Below are 21,488 nucleotides of genomic sequence, written 5' to 3' on the forward strand. Positions count from 1 at the left end.
TGTTGCACGACTCCAAGCTGATCTACGAGGACCAGCTCGCCGCGGTGAAACGTGACTCGAAGAAGGAGGGCACGACCGGCGGCGAGATCGACCTGGCGCTCCTGCTCGACGGCCTGAAGGCCGAGCGCGAGCAGGGCATCACGATCGACGTCGCCTACCGCTACTTCTCGACCGAGAAGCGCAAGTTCATCATCGCCGACTGCCCGGGTCACGAGCAGTACACGCGCAACATGGCCACGGGCGCGTCGACCTGCGAGCTGGCGATCATCCTGATCGACGCGCGCAAGGGCGTGCTGCCGCAGACGCGCAGACACTCGTTCATCGTGGCGCTGCTCGGCCTGCGCCACGTGGTGGTCGCGGTCAACAAGATGGACCTCGTGGGCTGGTCGCAGGCGGTGTTCGACCGGATCCGCGCCGACTACGAGGCGTTCGCGACCAAGCTCGACCTGCCCGACATCCACTTCCTGCCGCTGTCTGCGCTCAAGGGCGACAACGTGGTGGAGCGCAGCGCGAACCTGCCCTGGTACCACGGCGCGCCGCTGCTCGACTATCTCGAGACGGTGCACGTGGGCTCGGACTCGCGACTCACCGACCTGCGCCTGCCCGTGCAGTGGGTCAGCCGGCCCAACCTCGACTTCCGCGGCTTCGCGGGCACGATCGCCGCCGGCCGGCTGCGCCCCGGCGACGAGGTGCAGGTGGTCCCCGCAGGCACGACCAGCCGGGTCACGCGCATCGTGACCTTCGACGGCGACCTGCCGGAGGCCAGCGCGCCCATGGCCGTGAACGTGACCCTGGCCGACGAGATCGACGTGTCGCGCGGCGACATGCTGGTGACTCCCGGCGCGTTGCCCCGCATCGAGCGCGACTTCGAGGCCATGTTGGTCTGGATGTCGGAGGAGCCGCTCTCGGTGGGCCGGCAGTATTTCGTGAAGCACACCCACAACCTGGTCGCAGGCCAGATCGCGCAGGTGCGCTACTCGGTCGACGTGAACACGCTCGAGCAGAAGCCCGCTGCGGGTCTCTCGCTGAACGAGGTCGGGCGCGTGCAGCTCTCGCTCGCGCGCGCGATCCCGTTCGACGCCTACGCGCGCAACCGCGCCACGGGCGCGTTCGTGGTGATCGACCGGATCACGAACGGCACCGTGGGCGCGGGCATGATCTTGCAGCGCCAGTCCGGGGCGGAGCGCGGGCGCTCGTTCTGGGAGGCCGAGCCGGCGAGCGACCTCCTGCGGCGCAAGACCAGCCGGGTGTCCGACGAGGAGCGCGCGCAGCAGCTCGGCCAGAAGCCGACCACGATCCTGCTCACCGGACTCACGGGTGCGGGCAAGTCGAGCTTGGCGTTCGCGCTCGAGCGGCGGCTGTTCGACTCGGGTCACCAGGCCCTGGCGCTCGACGGCGAGAACATGCGCCTGGGCATCAGCCGCGATCTCGGCTTCAGCGAGGTCGAGCGCTCGGAGAACCTGCGCCGTGCGGCCGAAGTCGCGAAGCTCGCCAACGAGGTGGGCCTGATCTCGATCTGTGCGTTCGTGGCGCCCAGCGCCGACGTGCGCGCGCGCCTGCGCGAGACGGTCGGCGCCGAGCGCTATCTCGAGGTGTATCTCTCCGCGCCGCTCGAGGTCGCGCGCGCGCGCGACACGGGCGGCATGTACGCGCGCGCCGAGGCGGGCGAGATCCCGCGCTTCCCAGGTGTCTCGGCGCCGTACGACGTGCCGGGCGCGCCGGATCTGGTGCTGCCCACGCACGAGCTCGACGTGGAGGCCTGCGTCGACCGCGTGATCCGCTTGCTCGAGCAGCGCGGCCGGATCTGAGTCTCAGCGGAAGATCGCCGAGAGCAGCGACATCAGCCCCGCCATGGGCCAGGCCAAGAGCGACACGCCGAGCAGCCGCGGAGCCGCGATCAGCGCGAACAGCAGGAAGGGTCCCGCGGAGGCCCACGCGTCCCAGGCCGAGCGCCAGCCATAGGGCACGAACGCCTCGGCGATGCGGCTGCCATCGAGCGGCGAAATTGGGAACAGGTTGAACACGCCCAGGCTCACGTTGACGATCGCGAGCGTGACGAAGAGGTGCAGGAGCCCGGGCTGAAGCGCTCCGAAGTGGTGCATCGCGCCCAGGACGAGCAGCGACAGGGCCGCGAGCACGAAATTGCTGGCCGGGCCGGCCGCGGCCGTGATCGCCATGCCGGTGCCCATGCTCACGCTGCGGTCGAAGCGCACCGGATTCACCGGCACGGGCTTCGCCCAGCCGAACGGCACGCCGAGCAGCGGCAGGAGCAGGGTGCCCACCGGGTCGATGTGCGCGATCGGGTTCAACGTCATGCGCCCCATGCGCGCCGCGGTGTCGTCGCCCAGGCGGAAGGCCGCGTAGGCGTGCGCCCACTCGTGCACCGAGAGCGAGAGCAGCACGGGCACGAACGTGCGCAGCCGGTCGAGCAGGTCGTCGGGAGTCATGGCGCGGTCAGCCGGAGCTTCGCGGGCTCCGCGTCGAGTGACTCGATCGTGCGCACCTGGCGCTTGGGCACCAGAGTATCTCCCGATGCGCGCCGCAGTTTCAAGAAGCCGGAGTCGGCCCAGACCAGGTCGCCCTCGAGCGAGCTGCCGTCCACGAGCGCGACACGCAAGCGCGCCGCACCCACGGGCTCGCAGAGCTTCAGCGCGGACTCGATCAGCGTGGTCTCGAGCGGCGTCATCGGCGAGCCCTCCGCGGGCTGCGTCAGCGCGCGCGCGAAGTCCTCGGAGCGCACCGAGATCGCCGCGTCGCCGAGCTCGCGCGTGCGGCGCAGGGAGAGCAGGCCGGCCTCGTTCACCAGCGTCTCCAGCTCGGCGCCGGTCCAGCCGTCGGTGCAGTCCGCGAGCGCGGGCAGCGAGACCTCGGCGGCGAGTGACTTCCCGCGGGTGTGGATCTCGAGCACTTGCAGGCGCGCGTCGCGCGACAGCAGGGGCACGCGCAGCCGCCGGTCGAAGCGGCCCGCGCGTACCAGCGCCGGGTCGAGGATGTCGGCGCGGTTCGTCGCCGCGAGCACCACCACGCGATCGGTGGGCTGGAAGCCGTCCAGGCTCACCAACAGCTGGTTCAGCGTCGCCTCGAGCTCGCTGTTGGCGAAGCCGATGCCCGAGTTCCGGCGGCGGCCGATCGCGTCGAGCTCGTCCACGAAGATCACGACCGGGGCCGCCTTCGCCGCGCTCTCGAACAGGTCGCGCACGCGCGCGGCGCCGACCCCGATGAACATCTCGACGAACTCCGACCCGGCGACCGTGAGGAAGCTCGCTCCGGTCTCGCCGGCGAGCGCCCGCGCGAGCAGTGTCTTGCCGCAGCCCGGTGGCCCCTCGAGCAGGACGCCGCGCGGTGCGCGCACGCCCGCGGCGGTCCAGCGCTTGGGGTTGGCGAGAAAGTCCACGAGATCGCCGAGCTGGCGCTTCGCCTCCTCGCAGCCGCCGACGTCCGCGAAGCGCACCTTCGGGCGCTCCTTCACGGTCCGGTGCTTGCTGCGCCGCAGTGCGAAGACATTGCCGCCGCTGCGCTTCATGAAGAAGAAGAAGACGGCCATGAACACGAGCAGCGGCATCCAGGACGTGAGGAGCGCGCTCCAGACACCGCTGTCCTGAGACTCGCTGACCTCGGTGATCTGGACGCCCTGATGGTCGAGCTCGTCGGCGAGCTCTTCCTCGAGCCGTCCGACCACGCGGCGTGTGGCGCCGTTGCGGAAAGTGACGTCGAAATCGTGCGCATGCTGCTCGATGGCCGTGATGTGCTTGCCGCCGACGTAGCTCCGGAACTCCTGCATCGTGATGGCTTCCGGCGTGGGCTGCCAGCTTGCGAACAGGGCGTAGATCGCCAGCAGGGTGACCCCTGCACCCGCCAGCGTGAGCAGCACGCGCGTGAGCTTGTTCATGCTCGACTCATCGGCGCGCGAAGCGGCCTTCGTGAGTCGGGGCGAGTCAGCTGGGAAGCTGACTCCCGTCCGCCAGCGCCCGGTCCAGGATGCGCTCCGGGTCACTCCAGCCGGTCTCGTCCTGGATCTCCCGGCAGCGCTCGAGCAGCACGCCGAACAGCGGCCCAGGCTGGAGACCGCGGGCGATCAGGTGGCGCCCGAGCACGGCGTCCTGGGGCGGCCGGCGCTCGATGGTGAGCTCGCGCGCGCGCGCGAGAAACTCGTCGCCCGCGGGAAACACCCGGCGCAGCGCCTCGTCGGTCGTGCGCCCCCAGTGATCGGCGCGCGCGACGCGCACCAAGAGCTCGGCCGAAGCGCCGGCGGCGCCGAGCTTGCGCGCGAGCCGCCGGTAGGCCCTGGCCGTGGAGCCCTGCTTGATGTAGAGCGCGGGCGCCAGGTGATGCTCGACCAGCGCCGAGACACAAGTCACGAGCTCGCTGGGCGCGCGCATGCGCACGAGGAACGCTTGCGCCAGCTCGATGCCGCGAACGTCGTGGCTCGGCGAGCGCACGCGGCCGTCCTCGGTCACCGTGGTGGGCGGCTTGCCCACGTCGTGCAGCAGCGCCCCGAACATCAGCGCCGGATCGTCCGGGCCGCCGTCGCGCAGGCGCGCGGCCTCGTCGATCACGAGCTGGTTGTGCACCCAGCAGTCTCCTTCGGGGTGCCACTCCGGGTCCTGAGGCACGCCGACCAGCGCCGCCAGCTCGGGCGTGAAGCGCAAGAGGTCCGTGCGGCGCAGGAACTCGGTGCCGAGCGAGGGCCGCACGCCCTTCAAGAGCAGCTTCCGCCACTCCTCGAGCACGCGCTCGGCGGAGAGCTCCGAGAGATCGAGCGCGCGGCACAGAGCCTCGAGCTCCGCGTCGGGAGTCATCTCGAAGCGCGCCGCGAACTGCGCCACGCGCAGGCCGCGCAGCGGGTCCTCCGAGAAGTGACTCGCATCGGTCGCGCGCAGCGCGCGCCGGGCCAGGTCGGCGCGCCCTCCGTGCGGGTCGAGCAGCTCTCCGGTCAGCGGATCGAGGCCGATGCTGTTGATCGTGAGGTCGCGGCGGCGCGCCGCGGTCGCGAAGTCGAGGCCGGGATCGAACTCGATCGCGAAGCCCTTGTGACCCGCGGCCACCTTGCTGTCGCGGCGCGGCAGCGAGAAGTCGATCCCCAGCCCCTTCACCTGCAGCACGCCGAAGGCGCGGCCGATCGCGATCACCTCGCCGAAACGTCCGAGCACCCGCTGCAGCGCCGCGAGCTCGAGGCCGTAGACCTCGATGTCGTAGTCCTTCGACTCCTCGCCGCGCAGCCGGTCGCGCACGTAGCCGCCGACCAGCAGCGCGCGGCCGCCCGCCGCGCGCACGGCGCGGGCGATCTCGGTGACCTTCGGCTCCATGGCGCGGGCGGAGGTTAGCCCCCGATCCGGAACATCTCGATCTTTTCGCGGCCCGAGGTCTCTGCGGCGCGCTCCTCCGAGTAGCGGTCGGCGCGCGCGCGCCACAGGTCGGCGAGCAGGGCAGAGAGGCCGGCGTCGGAGAGACCCGAGCGCAGCGGCGTCTTCAGGTCCACGCCGCGCGTCGCGAACAGACACGTGAACAGATGGCCGTCGGCCGACAGCCGCGCGCGCGTGCAGTCACCGCAGAACGGCTGCGTGACCGACGAGATGATGCCGATCTCGCCCTGGCCGTCGGCGTAGCGGTAGCGGCGCGCGACCTCGCCGCGGTAGCTCGACGCGACCGGCTCGAGCGGAAAGGCGGCGTGGATGCGGTCGCGGATGTCGCGCGCCGAGAGCACGTCGCCGCGGTTCCAGTGATTCAGCGTGCCCACGTCCATGAACTCGATGAAGCGCACGATCGCGCCCGTGCCGCGGAAGCGCGCGGCCAGGTCGATCAGCGTATGGTCGTTCACGCCGCGCTGCACCACGCAGTTGAGCTTCAGCGGCGCGAGGCCCGCGCGGCGCGCCGCTTCGATGCCCTCCAGCACGCGCTCGACCGGGAAGCCCATGCCGTTCATGCGCGCGAAAACCTGCGGGTCGAGTGAGTCGAGGCTCACCGTGACCCGGCGCAGGCCGGCATCGGCCAGCGCCTGCGCCTGGCCGGCCAGCAGATAGCCGTTGGTCGTGAGCGCCAGGTCGGGTGGATCGGGAAGCGCCGCGAGTCTCTCGACCAGGCGCCACAGCTCGTGGCGCAGCAGCGGCTCGCCGCCCGTAAGCCGCAGCTTGCGCACGCCCAGGCGCACGAACGCGCGCGCCAGGCGCTCGATCTCCTCGAAGGACAGGATCTCGCGCTTGGGCAGGAACTCGTAGCGCTCGCCGTAGATCTCGGCCGGCATGCAGTACGGGCAGCGGAAGTTGCAGCGGTCGGTGACCGAGATGCGCAGGTCGTGCAGCGGCCGGCCGCGCTGGTCGCGAACGAGCGGGAGCGAGAGCGCCGCGTCGGGGGCAGGAGCCATGTCGCCAACGAGCGTAGCATCGCCCGCCCGTCAGGGGGTGGCGCGTTCGAAGTACGGGAACCAGCCCGACTCGGCGCGCCCGAGCCGCAGCACGTAACTCGCGCGGAACTCGGGTGACTCGAGCAGCCGGAGCTCCGCCGGGTAGTCGGGCCGGACGAGCTGCTGCGCGGGCACCGCCACCGGCGAGAGACCGTAGACACCGGCCAGCACGTAGGTTGGCTTCTGCGCGAGCACGTAGTCGACGTCGTACTTCTCGTGCCCCGCCTGGCCCGCGCCGACCGGCGCCGCGGTGTGCGCGATCGTGCGGTCGTTCATGCCCAGCATGTCGATCGCGCGCAGGCGCGAGAAGTAGGGCAGCGCGCCGGCCGGAATCACCGCGATCGAGGCCGAAGCCGGTACGCGCTCGGCGAACCAGCGCCCGATCTCGCGCCAGGCGGCGACCTCGCGCCGGTCCTGGTCGACGTAGTGCGCCGACGGCCCCTGGAACGCGGGCCAGGCGCTGCGCAGGCACAGGCCGAGCGCCAGCGCTCCGAGCGCGGCTCGCGCGCCGCGCCGTGCTCCGAAGCGGGCGAGCGCTCCGGCCAGGCCCTCCGCCGCGAGCAAGAACCAGAGCGGCAGGACCGGCACCAGGAAGCGGTACATGGGGAGCCCGTCGCCGCCCACCGCCGCGACGTAGGCGGTGTAGCCGAGCGCCGTCATGCCGAGCAGGGCGGCCCGCGCTCGCCGCTCGCACCAGACCAGTCCCGCGTACGGCAGCAGCAGCCAGTAGCCGCTCTCGCGCAGGAACGCGGCGAGATAGCGCAGCCCGCGCTCGAGCTGGGAGACGCTCCAGCCGACCTTGGCGTAGAAGGTGTTCGGCAAGAGGTCGCCGTAGTAGCTCCAGCGCCAGAAGAAGTACGGCAGGAAGAGCGCCAGAAACACCCATCCGAAGCGCGCCAGCGTCCGTGCCGTCTCGTGTCTCGGCCGCCGCAGCAGCGCGATCCCCCCGGCGACGAGCGCCGCCACGCCCACGCCTTCGGGGCGAGTCAGCGCCGCGGCGGCCGCGAGCACGGCGCAGATCGGCCGCAGTGGCTGGTCCTCCAGCGCAGGCAGGGCCAGCACCACGGTCCAGGTCACGAGCGCCGCGAAGGCCGCGGTCTCGAGCCCGCCCGTGGCCCAGACCGAAAGCGCCGGACTCACTGCGGCGAGCACCGGCGCGAGCCAGGCGACTTCGGGGTATCTGTCGGAGCGCGGCGAGGCGCGCACCACGGCGGCCAGGGTCGCCGCGCCGGCGGCCAGGCCGAGCAGCTTGCTCGCGAGCTCCGCGTCGATGCCCGCGCAGAGCGCCCCGGCCAGCGCCACCACCCACAGGAAATCGGTGTAGCCTTCCACGCGCTGCCCGGCGTTCCAGACCAGGCCCTGGCCTTCGGCGAGGTTGCGCGCATAGCGGTAGCTGATGAAGGCGTCGTCGACGGTGTGATCGAAGAAGCGCCAGGCCAGCACCAGGAACAGCGCGAGGGACACCCCGAACACGAGCGGCTTCTTCACGCTGGGCTCACTCGGCGATCCTACCTGCTCGGGGCCGCGTTCGTCGCGGCGCTCGCGCTCTTGGTCGCGCACTCACTCTACTACTGGTTCCTGACCGACGATGCCTACATCTCGTTCCGCTACGCGCGCAATCTGGCCGAAGGGTACGGGCTCGTGTTCAACCCGGGGTACGAACGGGTCGAGGGCTACACCGATCTGTTGTGGGTGCTCCTGCTCGCCGGCGCGCACGCGGCCGGCTTCGCGATCGAGCGCGTGGCGCCGCTCTTGTCACTCGCGGCCACGGTCGTGCTCGGGTCACTCGTGGCGGGCGTCGCCTGGGTGTGGACCCCGGCCGAGCGGCGAGCATGGGCGCTGCTTCCGCTGGCGCTGCTCGCGGCCACCCGCAGCGTGGCGGTCTGGGCCACGAGCGGGCTCGAGACCCGGCTGTTCGAGCTCCTGGTGTTCGCGGGCGTGCTGCGCCTCCTGGCCGAGGACCGCCGGCTCTGCGCAGGCACGGCGCGAGTGGCCCCGGGAGCGGCGCTGCTCTTCGCGCTCGCCACACTCACGCGTCCCGACGGGCTCCTGATCTCGGGCTGCGCGCTCGGGGCCGCCACGCTCTTTCGCGCGCGGCGCTGGCGCGAGCGGCTCGGCTGGCTCGCGAGCTCGGCGGGGCTGTACGCGCTGGCCGTCGGCGGTCAGCTGCTCTTCCGCTCCAGCTACTACGGCGAGTGGCTCCCCAACACGTACTACGCCAAGGTCGACGGCCGGCTCTGGTGGGACGCGGGCCTGCGCTACGGCGCGGCCTTCGCGCTCGAGTACGGGCTCGTGCTGTGGCTGCCGTTCCTCGTGGCGGGCGTGGCTCACTTCGCGCGCCGCGGGCGGGCGCTCGTGCCCGTGCTGTTCCTGGCAGTCAGCGTGCCGCACGCCCTCTACGTGATGTCGATCGGCGGCGACCACTTCGAGTACCGGCCCTTCGACCTGTACTTCCCGTTCGCGTATCTCCTGATCGGGGCGGGCGCGCTCGAGCTCGCGCGCTCGGCGCGCGCGGCGGCGGGTGTCTGGGCTGCGCTCGCGCTCGTGTCGGGCGCGCTGGTCGAGCTGCCGCTGCGTTCGCACCAGCAGTTCCCGCAGGTGTATCTGGCCGGCTATCCGGGTCTGTGGGCGCGCATGCCTGGGGAGATCGGCGGGAACTTCCTCGACCCCGACCAGACCCTGCTGTACCGGCTTCCCGGATTGCGAGCGATCGCCGAGGAACACCGCGCGCTCCTGCAGTCACTCACGCGCCAGTTCATCGGGATCCGCCAGGAGGAGCACGCGCTCTTCCTCCAGGGCGTGGCGAGCGAGGGCAGGGCACTGGCCGAGCTGGTGACCCAAGGACGCCTGCCCGCGGACGCGTACGTGGCGGTCGACTGCGTGGGCGCGATCCCGTACTACTCGCGCCTGCGCACGCTCGACCGGCTGGGACTCACCGATGCACGCGTCGCGCACTCGTCCTTCGTCCAGCCCGAGATCATGGCGCACGGCAAGTACGCCCGGTTCGACGAGGCGCGCGCGCGGGGCGTCGAGCTCTGGGCCTCGGACCACGTGCATCTGCTGCTCGACGTGACCCAGCCCGGGTTCGTGGAGCAGGTCGCGAGCCTGGCGCAGAGCCGCGGCGAGCTGTTTCTCGCGCGCGTCGACCTCCGCCGCTATCTCGTGGCGCGCCTGCCGCAGGGGCTCGAGCGCACGAACGCGCGCTTCCCGCGCCTGCGCTTCCGCAGCAACCTGGACCCCGAGGCGCTGCGCGAGCTCGAGCAGGCTGCGGAGGCCGCGGGGCTCGCGCCCTGACTCAGCTCGGCCACACCGCGCGCGCGACCTCGGCCACGCGCGCGAGCTTGGCGCGCTGGTCGGCGTCGCTCAGGCGGTTGCCGCGCATGGTCGAGGCGAAGCCGCACTGCGGCGAGAGCGCCAGCCGCTCCAGCGGCACGAAGCGCGCGGCCTCGCGAATGCGCCGCACGAGTGACTCGGCGCTCTCCAGCGCGGGCTTCTTGGTGGTCACCAGGCCCAGCACCACCGTGCGGTCATCGGGCACGAGCCGCAGCGGCTCGAAGCCGCCCGAGCGCGCGTCGTCGTACTCGAGCAGGAAGCGCTGGAAGCGCGTGCCCTGGAACACGCGCGCGGCGATCGGGTCGTAGCCGCCGCTGGCGTAGAACTTCGAGTCGTTGTTGCCGCGGCACAGGTGGAGGCCGAAGGTGACTCCGGGGTGACTGCCGATCACCGCGTTGTCGAGCTCGATGCAGCGCTCGAGCAGCCGGTCCGGGTCGCTGCCGCGGCGTTCGTAGCCGGCCCGGATCGCCGGGTCGAGCAGGCCCGCGTACTGCGGCGCGTCGATCTGCACGTAGCGACAGCCCAGGCGCGCGAGCTCGGCGACCTCCTCGCGCAAGATGTCGACCACGTCGGCGAGATAGGCGTCGATCGTCGCGTAGGCGCCGGCCGACTTCTCGGGGTCGAAGTAGGCCGCCGCCTGCTGGGCGCTGGGCAGAGTGACCTTCGCGACCCGGTCGGTGCGCGCGCGCAGGTAGGTGAACTCCTCGGCGCACAGGTGCCGCAGCCGGCGCAGCCGCGAGACCACGACCGGCCGTTCGAGGCGGGTCTCCTCGCCGGCCTCGTCGCGGAACGCGATCGCCCAGCCGCCCTGGCGCTCGAAGCCCTGCACGCTGTCGACCAGGTGCCCGTAGAAGGCGTAGCGGCGCACCTCGCCGTCGGTGACTGCGTCGAGGCCGGCGCCGCTCTGGAGCGCGACCGCCTCGTCCACCGCGCGGTCCTCGACCGCCTTGTACTCGGCCGGCGCGAGCTCGCCCGACTCGCGCGCGTCCCAGGCGCGCTTCAGATACTCGGGCCGGAGCAGGCTGCCCACGACGTCGCTGCGCATCGCGCACCAGTGTGCACCACGGTAGGCTCCGCGGCAGTGGATTCGAGCGGAGCAGCGCGGCGCGCGACCTGGGGGGCGGTGTTCGGCGTGGCGCTCACGCTGCGCGCGGCCTACCTCGCCGAGTGGCACCGGACGCTCTTGTTCTCGACACCGATCGGCGACGCCCGGACCTATCTCGACTGGGCGCGCCAGATCGCGGGCGGCGACTGGCTGGGCCACGAGGTGTTCTACCAGGCGCCGCTCTATCCATATTTCCTGGCCGCGGTGCTGCGGGTCACGGGCTCCCAGACCTGGGGGCCGCGGCTGGTGCAGGCGGCTCTGGGCGCGCTCGCCTGCGTCTGGATCGGGCGCGCGGCGGAGCGTTTCTTCGACCGCGCGATCGGGCTCGCGGCCGGGCTCGGGCTCGCGTTCTACGCGCCGGCGATCTACTTCGACGGGCTGATCCAGAAGCCGGCGCTCGACGGCGCGCTGCTCTCGGCCCTCCTGCTCGTGTGCGCGCGCGCGCTGACCCAGAGCAGTGTGGGGGCCGGTCTCGCGGCCGGGCTGCTGCTCGGCGGGCTCGCGCTCTCGCGCGAGAACGCGCTGGTGGCGGTGCCCGTGGTCGCGCTCTGGCTCGGGCTGGCCCGCCCGGCCGACTCACTCCCGCGGCGCGCCGCCGCGGTGGGCGCGCTCTTGCTGGGTCTCGCGGCCGTGCTCGGGCCGGTCGCGCTGCGCAACCACGCGCTCGGCGGCCGCTTCCTCGTGACCACCGCGCAGGCCGGGCCGAACCTGTGGATCGGGAACCATCCGGGCGCGTCGGGCCGCTACGAGCCGCTGCGACCCGGCCGCGGCAGCGCGCGCTACGAGCGACAGGACGCGCACGATCTCGCGGTCGCTGCCCTGGGGCGCGAGCTCGGTCCGGCGGAGGTCTCGGACTACTGGCGCGACCGGGCGCTCGCCTTCGTGCGCGAGTCACCGGGCGAGTGGCTGGAGCTCTTGGCGCGCAAGGCGCGGCTGGTGTGGAACGCGGCCGAGATCCCGGACACCGAGGGCATCGAGGCCTACACCGAGGTGTCTCTCTTGCTGCGCGTGCTGCGCGTGCCCGGCTCGTTCGGCGTGCTGGCGCCCTTGGCGCTGGTCGGTGCGCTCGCGTGGCGGCGTGACTGGCGGCGGATCTGGCTCTTGCCCGTGCTCGCGCTCGTGCTCGCGGCCAGCGTTGCGCTCTTCTACGTGTTCGCGCGCTACCGCTGGGTGCTGGTGCCGCCGCTCGTGCCATTGGGCGCGGCAGGAGCGCTCGCCCTGTGGCGCGCGTTCGCGGGTGAGCCGCCCGACTGGAGCGCGGGGGCGCGCTGGCTCGCCGCCGGCGCCGTGCTGGCGCTGTTCGCGTACTGGCCGATCGGCGAGACGAGCGGCCGCGCGCTCACTCACTACGGCGTGGGCGCGGCGCTGCTCGACGCGGGCCGGCTCGACGAAGCGCAGGCCGAGCTCGAGACCGCGGTCGCCGCCGACCCGGACTTCGCGCCGGCTCACTCCCGGCTGGCCGACGCGCTGCGCAAGCGCGGCCTCCCGACCCGGGCGCTCGTCGAGTACGACCGCGCGCTGGAGCTCGACCCCGGGCTGGCCGACGCCCACGCCGGCCGGGGCATCGCGCTCGAGCGCCTGGGGCGCGACGCGGAGGCCGACGGCGAGTACGCGCGAGCGCTCGCGCTCGATCCGAGTCACCCCGACGCCAACAACAACTCCGCGAACCGCCTGCAGCAGGCCGGCCACGTCGACGAGGCGTTGGCGAGATACGCGCGCGCCTGGGCCGCCCGGCCCGATGACCCCGACATCCCCGTGAACTACGCCGCCGCGCTCGTGCAGGCCCGCGACTTCGCGCGCGCCGTCGCGGTGCTCGATCCGGTGGTCGCGCGCTGGCCGGGCAACGTGCCCGCGCGCTTCAACCGGGCCGCGGCGCTCTCCGCGCTGGGCCGCACGGACGAGGCGCGCGCCGACCTGCGCGCCGTGCTCGGACTGCCGGGCCTGCCCGCCGACTACGCGCACTCCGCCCGCGAAGCACTGAGCGCGCTCGGCGAGCCATAATCGCCGCCAAGGAGACACGATGGAGCTACGCGAGCTGACCGACGTGCGCTACGAGCTCGAGCGCGGCGTCGCCTGGATCACCATCCAGCGGCCCGAGCGCTACAACGCCTTCCGCGGCCGGACCGTGGACGAGCTCCTGCGCTGCTTCAAGGCGGCCTGGGCGGACGCGTCGGTGGGGGTGGTCGTGCTCACCGGCGCGGGCGACCAGGCCTTCTGCGCTGGCGGCGACCAGAAGCAGCGCAACGAGACCGGCGACTACGGCCCCACCGAGACCGGCATCTTCGAGGTCGAGACACTCCACCGCGTGATCCGCGACATTCCCAAGCCCGTGATCGCGATGGTGAACGGCGTCGCGGTCGGCGGCGGCCACGTGCTGCACGTGCTGTGCGACCTGACGATCGCGGCCGACCACGCGCGCTTCGGCCAGGCCGGGCCGCGCGTGGGCTCGTTCGACGCCGGCTTCGGCAGCGCCTATCTCGCGCGCATCCTGGGCGAGAAGCGCGCGCGCGAAGTCTGGTACCTGTGCCGCCAGTACGACGCCGCCACCATGGAGCGCTGGGGGCTGGTGAACAAGGTGGTGCCCAAGGCCGAGCTGCGCGCCGAGGTGCGGCGTTGGGCCGACGAGATGCTCGCCAAGAGCCCGACCGCGCTGAAGGTACTGAAACACTCGTTCAACGCGGACAGCGAGGTGATCGCGGGTATCGGTCAGCTGGCCTTCGACTCACTCGAGCTGTTCGTGAATACGCCCGAGGCGCGCGAGGGCGTCACTGCCTTCAACGAGAAGCGCGCGCCCGACTTCGGGAAGTTCCGCGGCTCGGCATGACCCGCGAGGCGCCGCCCAAGCGCACCTTCGCCATGGTCCAGACCGGCCCGCGCGCGCTCGAGCCGCGCGAGCTGCCGATCCCGCCGATCGACGCCGACAGCGCGCTGCTGCGCGTCGAGGTCTGCGGCATCTGCGGGAGTGACTACGAGCAGTTCGCAGGCGTGCTGCGCACGCCGGTGCCGGTGATTCCCGGCCACGAGCCGCTGGGCCGGATCGCCGCGATCGGCGAGCGCGCGGCGGCGCGCTGGGGCGTCGACCTGGGTGACCGGGTCGCGGTCGAGAACATGATCTCGTGCCGCTTCTGCGCGGCGTGTCTGGCCGGCCGCTCGCACCTGTGCGAGCGGCGCAAGATCTACTCCTACGTGCCGCTCAGCGAGTCACCCGGCCTGTACGGGGCGTACGCGCAGTACATGTGGCTGCACCCGAACAGCGTGGTGCACAAGGTCTCGAGCGAGCTGCCCGCCGCGCTCGCGGCCATGTTCAACCCGCTGGGCGCGGGCTTCCGCTGGGCGGTCGAGATCCCCGAGCTGCGCCCCGGTGAGACATTGGTGGTGCTGGGCCCGGGTCAGCGGGGCCTGGCAGCGGTGCTCGCGGCGCGCGCGGCCGGGGCGGGAACGATCATCGTGACCGGGCTCGCCGCCGACGCGAAGAAGCTCGCGCTGGCGCGCGAGTTCGGCGCGACGCACACGATCGACGTCGAGGCCGAGGACGCGCGCCGGCGCATCCGCGAGCTCACGGGCGGCCGCGGCGCCGACGTGGTGCTCGACGTGTCGTCGTACGCGCTCGAGCCGGTGGCGGCGTCGCTCGACTACGTGGCCGCGGGCGGGCGGGTGGTGCTGGCCGGCGTGAAGGGCTTCCAGCCGGTGCCGCAGTTCGTGTCCGACAAGATCGTGATGAAGGAGATCCGCATCTCGGGCGCGATCGGGGTCACGTCGTCGGCCTACCGGAACGCCATCCGCCTGATCGAGTCACAGAGCACGCCGATCGCCCGCATGCACACGCACGACTTCGCCCTGGCCGACGCCGCGCTCGCGATCCGGACCCTGGCGCGCGAGGTGCCGGGAGACGAGTCGATCCACTCGGTGCTGGTCCCCGAGCACTGACCCGACAGACGAGCGCTTCAGCCCTTCGGATAGCGCCGGACGACCTCGCTCTTCAGGGCGTCGAGCATCTGCCCGAGCGACCGCTCGCGCAGCATGCGCTCGAGAAATGCCGGGACCGCGCGGCCGGCGCTCATGCGCGCCTCGTATCTCACGAGCGTCGCGCTGCCGCCATCCGCGGGCACGAGCTCCCAGTGGCCTTCGCTCGACGCAAGGTCGTGGGGCAGGGAGGGGTCGAGCCGCCAGTCGAGCCGGCCGTCGCCGGGCTCGAGCTCGTACACCGTGGTGTGTTGCATGGGGTAGAACCAGACGCGGAACTTCTGGGCGACCCAGGCGCGCGCGCCGTCGCGCTTTTCGACATGAGTCTCGCGCAAGAGCGGCATGAACTTCGGCCAACGCTCGAAGTCCGTGAGCACCGCCCAGACCTCGCTCGGCGGCCGCGGCACGAGCGCGGCGCCCGTGGAGCGCGCGCGCAGATCGTGCTCGCTGGCCTCGCGCTCGGGCGTGGCGACGAGCGCGCCGCCGCGCTCGAGCGCCGCCCAATCGTCGGGCGAGAACGCGGTCTTGGGGTCCGAGGCGGGTCCCCGGCAGGCGATGCAGGGGCCGGACCCGACGGGCGGAAGCTCGGGCGGGGGCTCGGTTGCCGCCGCCGCCAGCGCGCACGAGGCGAGCCAAGCGGCCAGGGGGAGGGCCATGACCTCAGTCTAGCTCAAGTCACCTCGTTCACGGCACGCAAAAGCGCGTGCATGGCGCCGTCGCGCGCGCCGTGGCGCTCGAGCTCGGCCACGGTGCGCTCGAGATACTCGCGCGCGCCGCCCAGCGGGCCGCGCGCGCGCGCCAGGCGCTCGGCCACGCGGGCCAGCGGCAGGCGGCCGGCATAGCGCTCGTTGGCGCGGTTCGCGACGAACGTGAGCGCGTCGACCGGGCCCTCCGGAGTTGCACATCGCACCCAGCGCGGCAGGTACGAGCCCATGAGCATCTCGCGATTCCACAAGAGCGTGAGCTCTTCGCGCACCTGCGCCGCGGCGACGCGCAGCCCGAGCCCCAGACACGAGCCGCCCGACTCGAGCGCCAGCGTGAGTCCCGGGTTCTCGGCCGAGCCGCGGCCGAAGGTGTTCCACAGACAGAAGCGCCGATGCCAGCCCGCCGCGCGCGCAGTGCGCTGCTCCACGTGGTGGAAGGCCGGGTTCCACATCAGCGAGCCGTAGCCGAAGACCCAGACGTCGCTCCCGGGCTCGACGCGCGCGAGCATGGCTTCGAGCGAGGCCGCGCGCGCCTCGGGCGTCGAGACCTCGATCCCGGCCGCGCGGAAGAACTCGAGCGCGCGCGCCGAGTTCTCGGGCAAGAGCAGCTCGCGGCGCAGCACCTCGTCGCTCACGGCGCGATCGCCTCGATCGTCTCCTTGGCGCAGACCCGCTCGAATGACTCCGCGATGCGCGCGCGCGCCGCGGCGATGCGCGCGCCGACCCGCTCGGGTGGCTGCTCGGGCGTGACCAGGTCGGCCAGCCAGGCCGCTGCCTCGCCGCTGCGCGCGATCGACTCCACGGCCCGCCCGGCGAGCCAGCGTGCGCACGCTTCCACCTGGCGCAGCAACGCGTAGTCGAGCAGCAGGCGTTCGAGCGCCGGCCCGGACGCCGCGGCGCGCAGCATGGCCGGCACCGCGGGCAGTGACTCGCCGCCGAGCTGCAGCCCGCGCTCGAGCAGGGCGCCCGCGCCCAGGAACTCCACGTCCATGATGCCCCCGCGGCCGGCCTTGAGCGCCGCGCTCTTCTCGTCCTCGGCACCGCGCTCGGCCACGACCCGGCCGCGCATGTCGGCGAGATACTTCCAGGGGTTGGGCGCCTGGCGGGCGATGCGCTCCCGGATCTCCTCCAGCGCCGCCTGTGCACGCTCCTGGTCGCCGGCCACGGCGCGCGCGCGCAGCAGCGCCACGTGCTCCCAGGTCGCGGCCTGCTCGACCTGGTAGCGCGCGAACGCCTCGTAAGTCGTGACCAGCGCCCCCTGCTGGCCGGACGGACGCAGCCGCGAGTCGACCTGGTAGGCGTAGCCCGCGGCGGTCATGGTCGCGAGCGTGCTGATCCAGCGCTGGCCGATGCGCGAGGGCGGGAACGCGTCGGCCACCTCGTCGCCGCGGAACAGGAAGATCACGTCGAGGTCGGAGTGATACGTGAACTCGCGGCCCGCGAGCTTGCCCATGCCGAGCACCGCCAGCAAGAAGCCGCTCGTCCGGCCCTCGGCAGCCTCGAGCGCGCGCTGCGCGCAGGTCTCGGCGAGCCGCGAGAGGAAGCTGGAGACCTGGTCGAACGAGGCCAGCCCGCCCAGGTGCGCGCAGGCCGCGAACAAGACCTCGTCGCGCCGCAAGAGGCGGAGTGAGTCGAGGAACGCCTCGCGCGCGCTGGCTGCATCGGGCAGGGGGGCGCGGTCGAGCTCGGCTGCGCGCCGTTCGAGCGAGCCGGGCTCGAGCGCGACGATCCGCGCCAGGAGCTCGGGCCGCAGCGAGAGATAGCGCGCCGACTCGGGGCTCGCGGCCACGGCGCGCGCCACGCCGCGCAGCGCCGCGCCGTCGAGTGTCTTCGCCGCGGCGTCGTTCGAGCGCCGCTCGACCAGCGGCGCGGCGGCGTTGGCCAGGCGCGAGGCGAGCGGCGAGTCAGCGAGCGCCGCCTGCAGCCGCGCCTCAAGTGACATCGGCATCGCGGGCCACCAGCACCAGGTTCTCGAAGTGGGTCCGGACCCGCGCGCGCACGCGCGTCCAATCGTCGAGCAGCGCGTCGCGCGCGTGCGCCGCCTCGAGCGCGGGATAGCCGAGCCGCCGCGCCAGGCCGAGCTGGCCGGCCGCGTCGCGCGGGAACATCTGGGTCTGCCGCTCCTCGACCAGCTGCACCGCGTGCTCGGCGCGCCGCAGCCAGAGGTAGGCGTCGCGCAGCTCGGCGGTCACCGAGCCGTCGAGCAGCCCGAGTCTCTCGAGCTCGCCGAGCGCCGCCAGCACGTTGCCCGTGCGCAGGCCGCGCTCGCGCCCGCCGAACAGGAGCTGGAAGGCCTGCACGAGAAACTCCACGTCGCGGATCCCGCCGGGACCCTCCTTCAGGTCGGCCTCGAGGTCGCGGCCGGCTTCGAGCCGCTCGTCCTCGATGCGCCGCTTCATGTTCCGCACGCCGAGGATCGCGTCGGTGCCCACGCTCCGGCGCCACACGAACGGCCGCAGCCCGCGCTCGAACGCCTTGGCGGCGGGGCGGTGCCCCGCCACGAAGCGCAGCCGGATCAGCATCTGGCGCTCCCACTCCGCGCCGAAGCTCTCGTAGTAGGAGAGCGCCGCGTCGACCGAGTTCACGATCACCCCGGTCCGCCCCTCGGGCCGCAGGTCGAGGTCGATGCGGTAGCCAAAGCCATCTTCGCTGGGCACCTCCAGATGCTTCTTGAAGCAGCGGATGAGCTCGACCATGCGCGCGAGCTCGGGCGGCTCGCTGCCGTCGGGCGGGCTCTCGTGGATGAACAGGAGGTCGACGTCCGACGAGAAGTTGAGCTCGCTGCCGCCCAGCTTGCCCAGCGCGAACAGCGCCGGCGGCTCGACGCCCGCCTCGTGCGCGGCGCGCGCGAGAGACGCCTCGAGACAGCGGTCGGCCAGCCCCGAGAGCTCGGCGAGGCTCTGCTCGAACGGCCGCCCGCACAGGTCGCGTGCCGCGATCCTGAGCAGCCCTTTGTATTTCGCGATCCGGATCGGGGTCCAGTCGGGCTCGATGGCGGTCGTCTCCGGCGCCGCGGGCAGGGCGCCCGCCAGCTCGTCGCACCAGTTGGGGTGTCTCAGCAGGAGTCGTGCCAGGAAGTCACTGGAGCCGAGCAGGCGCGGCAGCGCCGGCAGCGCGGCCAGGTCGAGCGGCCGGCGCAGCGCCGAGCGGTGCCGGTTCGCGAGCTCGGCCAGACACTCCGCGCCGTAGCCCGGCCGGGCCGAGAGCAAAAGCTCGGGCAGCCAGTCTTCGCGCCGGGTCGCGAGGTCGGGGTGCGCGCAGGCGGCGAGCAGGAGCTGACCCGCGCGCACGGGCTCGGCGCAGCCGAGCGCGGCCAGCGCGTCGGTCTGCGTGTCGCCGCGCGCCAGCCCGCCGACCGCGCTGCGCAGCAGGGGGTCCACTAGCCGGGCGTTGCGCTCCGCTGCTCGCGGCGCAGCTCGGCCGGGAGCGCGAAGCGCACGCCTTCGTCGACGGTGGGCAGCGACCGCACGGCCGAGGCGCCGAGCGCGCGCAGCCGGTCACAGACCGCGCGCACCAGCCCTTCGGGCGTCGACGCGCCGGCGGTGACTCCCACCCGCGTCACGCCTTCGAGCCAGGCGGGGTCGATGTCGGCCGCCTCCTGCACGAGCTCGCCGCGCGCGCCGTGCACGCGCGCGACCTCGACCAGGCGGTTGGAGTTGGAGCTGGTCGGCGCGCCGACCACGATCACGAGCTCGACCTCGCCCGCGAGTGACTTCACCGCGTTCTGGCGGTTCTGGGTCGCGTAGCAGATGTCGTCCTTGCCGGGCACGCGGATGGCCGGGAAGCGCGCCTTCAGCGCGGCGACCACCTCGCGCGTGTCGTCGACCGAGAGCGTGGTCTGGGTGAGCACGGCGAGCTTGCTCTCGTCGCGCACCTCGAGCCGGGCCACGTCGTCGACCGTCTCCACCAGATACATCCGCTCGGGCGCGTGACCCAGCGTGCCGTCGACCTCGACGTGGCCGCGGTGGCCCACCAGCACCATCTCGTAGCCTTCGCGCGCGAAGCGCGTGGCCTCGACGTGCACCTTGGTGACCAGCGGGCAGGTCGCGTCGAGCGTGCGCAGCTTGCGGCGCTCGGCCTCGGCCCGCACCGCGGGCGAGATGCCGTGCGCGCTGAACACCACCAGCGCCCCTTCCGGAACGTCGGCCAGGTCGTCGGTGAAGATGGCGCCCTTCGCGCGCAGGTCTTCGACCACGTGTCGGTTGTGCACGATCTCGTGGCGCACGTAGACGGGCTTCCCGTAGAGCTCGAGGGCGAGCTCGACGATCTCGATCGCGCGGTCCACGCCGGCGCAGAAGCCGCGCGGGCTGGCCAGTTGAAGCTCGAACGACATGGGGCCGGGACTCTAGCCTGCTCGCGCCCCGCCTGCCTCGGCGCTGCCCAGCGCCGCGCGGAAGCGGGGGACGTTCAAGAGGAACGACAGGCCCACGTAGTAGCCCGGGCCCAGCGCCAGCGTGAGATAGAGCCAGCGGGTCGACGGGTCCGGGCGGACCGCGAGCCACGAGAACACGAGCGTCCAGAGCGCGAGCACGGCCAGCGAGAGCGGGCGCAGCACGCGCGTGCGGCTCGGGTAGATGTACTTCAGCGGCACGAAGATCGCAGCGCCCAGCCCCAGCACCCACGCCAGACACACGCCCGGTGACTCGTCCAGGAGATACAAGTACATCACCGTGACGTTCCAGTACGACGGCCAGCCCAGGAAGAAGTAGTCGTCGGTCTTGGCCTTGTCCTGGCTGAAGCCGTAGGCGGAGGTCAGCACCGGCACCGCCGCCCACAGCGGGTGCGGCAGCATGCCGGCCGCCACCAGGAAGCAGGCGGGCAGGAGCACGTAGGTGAAGTAGTCGCAGATGTCGTCCAGGCGCCGGCCGTCGAACCACGGGATCCGCCCGCGAACGTCGACGAGACGTGCCAGAGCGCCGTCGGTCGAATCGATCACCATGGTCAGCATCATCCAGTACATGGCCAGGCGGAACTGACCGCGGAAGCAGGCGATCACGCCGAACAGGCCGAACACCGCCGAAGACGCGGTGTACAGGTGGACTCCCCAAGCGCACAGCAGCCGCACCACGGGCAGAGCATAGCGGAGTGGGTATATTGGCCGTCGATGACGGAGAAGCGGGAGTACCTGCGGCAGGGCCAGGATTCGTTCCTGACCACGACCGTCGATGCGGTCGTGAACTGGGGCCGCAAGTACTCCTTCTTCCTGTACCCGTTCGTGACCGCCTGCTGCGGCATGGAGTTCATGTCCGCCGCGGGCCCGCGCTACGACCTGGACCGCTTCGGCGCCGCGCTGCCGCGTTTCTCGCCGCGCCAGGCAGACCTGCTCATGGTCGTCGGCACGATCAGTCACCGACAGGCGCCCATTTTGAAGAAAGTCTACGACCAGATGGCCGAGCCCAAGTGGGTGGTCGCGTTCGGCGCGTGCACCTGTTCGGGCGGTCCGTACAACAACTACTCGACGGTCCAGGGCATCGACACGATCGTCCCCGTCGACATCTACATTCCAGGCTGCCCCCCGCGGCCGGAAGCCGTCATCGACGGCCTGTTGAAGCTCCAAGAGCGGGTCCAGCGCACTCCGGGGTGGAGCGTTCCGCACCACCAGGAGACCCGCGACCTCTCGCTGCCGATCATCGAGAAACCGGTCGCCTGACGCGCGTTCCCGTCCATTCCTGCCGCTCAAGGAGCCGGCAAGATCCGACGAAACAGGAACGGGGAAGGAACAACCGACCGCGATGAAGTCGTTCGACGTTCTGGTGATTGGCTCGGGTCCGGGCGGGTACATTGCCGCCATTCGCGCCGCGCAGCTCGGCATGTCGGTGGGAATCGTGGAGGAGGCGCCGACACTCGGTGGTGTATGCCTGAACTGGGGCTGCATCCCCACCAAGGCGATCCTGTCCGCCGCCGAGACCTTCAACGCCGTGAAGCACGGCGTGCCGGGCCTGGTGGTCGAGGGCCAGAGCGCGAACTACGCGCAGGTGATCGA

General features: G+C 72.3%; 19 protein-coding genes. 7 read left to right on the forward strand and 12 right to left on the reverse strand.

Annotated elements, in window-relative coordinates:
* A partial coding sequence (gene cysN, locus VMR86_03490; protein HTO06096.1) for a sulfate adenylyltransferase subunit CysN occupies positions 1-1,808 on the forward strand: 1,808 nt, incomplete at its 5' end.
* A 3-nt stretch (positions 1,809-1,811) separates the two neighbouring features.
* Here the strand turns inward: cysN and VMR86_03495 are convergent.
* The 5 genes from VMR86_03495 to VMR86_03515 are packed head-to-tail and all read right to left on the reverse strand — an operon-like array spanning position 1,812 to position 7,960.
* On the reverse strand, positions 1,812-2,447 hold the full coding sequence (locus VMR86_03495) for a site-2 protease family protein (GenBank protein HTO06097.1): 636 nt from the start codon (positions 2,445-2,447) through the stop codon (positions 1,812-1,814).
* On the reverse strand, positions 2,444-3,889 hold the full coding sequence (locus tag VMR86_03500; GenBank protein ID HTO06098.1) for an AAA family ATPase: 1,446 nt from the start codon (positions 3,887-3,889) through the stop codon (positions 2,444-2,446). Before VMR86_03500 ends, VMR86_03495 begins: the two co-directional genes overlap by 4 nt.
* Positions 3,890-3,935: 46 nt before the next feature.
* Positions 3,936-5,306, reverse strand: coding sequence for an HD domain-containing protein (locus VMR86_03505; protein HTO06099.1), 1,371 nt, complete (start codon positions 5,304-5,306; stop codon positions 3,936-3,938).
* 14 nt (positions 5,307-5,320) lie between these two features.
* Complete coding sequence (gene moaA / locus VMR86_03510) at positions 5,321-6,361, reverse strand: GTP 3',8-cyclase MoaA (GenBank protein HTO06100.1); 1,041 nt, start codon at positions 6,359-6,361, stop codon at positions 5,321-5,323.
* A 30-nt stretch (positions 6,362-6,391) separates the two neighbouring features.
* Positions 6,392-7,960: a hypothetical protein gene (locus VMR86_03515; GenBank protein ID HTO06101.1), complete on the reverse strand. Its 1,569-nt coding sequence runs from the start codon at positions 7,958-7,960 to the stop codon at positions 6,392-6,394.
* Here VMR86_03515 and VMR86_03520 point away from each other — a divergent pair.
* Complete coding sequence (locus tag VMR86_03520) at positions 7,949-9,694, forward strand: hypothetical protein (GenBank protein ID HTO06102.1); 1,746 nt, start codon at positions 7,949-7,951, stop codon at positions 9,692-9,694. The genes VMR86_03515 and VMR86_03520 overlap by 12 nt on opposite strands.
* Position 9,695: 1 nt before the next feature.
* On the opposite strand, the gene VMR86_03525 is transcribed toward VMR86_03520, so the two are convergent.
* Positions 9,696-10,778: a cobalamin-independent methionine synthase II family protein gene (locus VMR86_03525; GenBank protein ID HTO06103.1), complete on the reverse strand. Its 1,083-nt coding sequence runs from the start codon at positions 10,776-10,778 to the stop codon at positions 9,696-9,698.
* A gap of 36 nt (positions 10,779-10,814) precedes the next feature.
* Between VMR86_03525 and VMR86_03530 the strand changes: the two genes are divergently transcribed.
* Genes VMR86_03530 through VMR86_03540 form a run of 3 tightly spaced genes read left to right on the forward strand, consistent with a single transcriptional unit; the run spans position 10,815 to position 14,765 of the window.
* Complete coding sequence (locus tag VMR86_03530; GenBank protein ID HTO06104.1) at positions 10,815-12,839, forward strand: tetratricopeptide repeat protein; 2,025 nt, start codon at positions 10,815-10,817, stop codon at positions 12,837-12,839.
* Between the two features lie 19 nt (positions 12,840-12,858).
* Positions 12,859-13,662, forward strand: a complete 804-nt coding sequence (locus VMR86_03535; GenBank protein ID HTO06105.1) for an enoyl-CoA hydratase-related protein — start codon at positions 12,859-12,861, stop codon at positions 13,660-13,662.
* A complete protein-coding gene (locus VMR86_03540; GenBank protein HTO06106.1) occupies positions 13,659-14,765 on the forward strand; it encodes a zinc-binding dehydrogenase in 1,107 nt (368 codons plus the stop codon). The genes VMR86_03535 and VMR86_03540 overlap by 4 nt, the downstream gene beginning before the upstream one ends.
* Before the next feature lie 17 nt (positions 14,766-14,782).
* On the opposite strand, the gene VMR86_03545 is transcribed toward VMR86_03540, so the two are convergent.
* From VMR86_03545 to VMR86_03570, 6 genes are read right to left on the reverse strand one after another with little or no spacing between them, the layout of a single operon-like run.
* On the reverse strand, positions 14,783-15,457 hold the full coding sequence (locus VMR86_03545; GenBank protein HTO06107.1) for an SRPBCC family protein: 675 nt from the start codon (positions 15,455-15,457) through the stop codon (positions 14,783-14,785).
* Positions 15,458-15,471: 14 nt separating this feature from the next.
* The gene (locus VMR86_03550; GenBank protein ID HTO06108.1) at positions 15,472-16,140 is read right to left on the reverse strand and encodes a gamma-glutamylcyclotransferase; all 669 of its coding nucleotides are present in this window, start codon (positions 16,138-16,140) and stop codon (positions 15,472-15,474) included.
* Positions 16,137-17,453: a hypothetical protein gene (locus VMR86_03555; GenBank protein ID HTO06109.1), complete on the reverse strand. Its 1,317-nt coding sequence runs from the start codon at positions 17,451-17,453 to the stop codon at positions 16,137-16,139. Before VMR86_03555 ends, VMR86_03550 begins: the two co-directional genes overlap by 4 nt.
* The gene (locus VMR86_03560) at positions 17,437-18,885 is read right to left on the reverse strand and encodes a hypothetical protein (protein HTO06110.1); all 1,449 of its coding nucleotides are present in this window, start codon (positions 18,883-18,885) and stop codon (positions 17,437-17,439) included. Before VMR86_03560 ends, VMR86_03555 begins: the two co-directional genes overlap by 17 nt.
* A complete protein-coding gene (ispH, locus tag VMR86_03565; GenBank protein HTO06111.1) occupies positions 18,885-19,838 on the reverse strand; it encodes a 4-hydroxy-3-methylbut-2-enyl diphosphate reductase in 954 nt (317 codons plus the stop codon). The genes VMR86_03560 and ispH overlap by 1 nt, the downstream gene beginning before the upstream one ends.
* 12 nt (positions 19,839-19,850) lie before the next feature.
* Positions 19,851-20,573: a CDP-diacylglycerol O-phosphatidyltransferase gene (locus tag VMR86_03570; GenBank protein HTO06112.1), complete on the reverse strand. Its 723-nt coding sequence runs from the start codon at positions 20,571-20,573 to the stop codon at positions 19,851-19,853.
* A 36-nt stretch (positions 20,574-20,609) separates the two neighbouring features.
* On the opposite strand from VMR86_03570, the gene nuoB reads away from it, so the two are divergent.
* Together nuoB and VMR86_03580 are read left to right on the forward strand one after the other, a co-directional pair.
* Complete coding sequence (gene nuoB, locus VMR86_03575) at positions 20,610-21,155, forward strand: NADH-quinone oxidoreductase subunit NuoB (GenBank protein ID HTO06113.1); 546 nt, start codon at positions 20,610-20,612, stop codon at positions 21,153-21,155.
* 82 nt (positions 21,156-21,237) lie between these two features.
* A partial coding sequence (locus VMR86_03580) for an FAD-dependent oxidoreductase (GenBank protein HTO06114.1) occupies positions 21,238-21,488 on the forward strand: 251 nt, incomplete at its 3' end.

Source organism: Myxococcota bacterium, from assembly GCA_035498015.1.
Lineage (GTDB): Bacteria > Myxococcota_A > UBA9160 > SZUA-336 > SZUA-336 > VGRW01.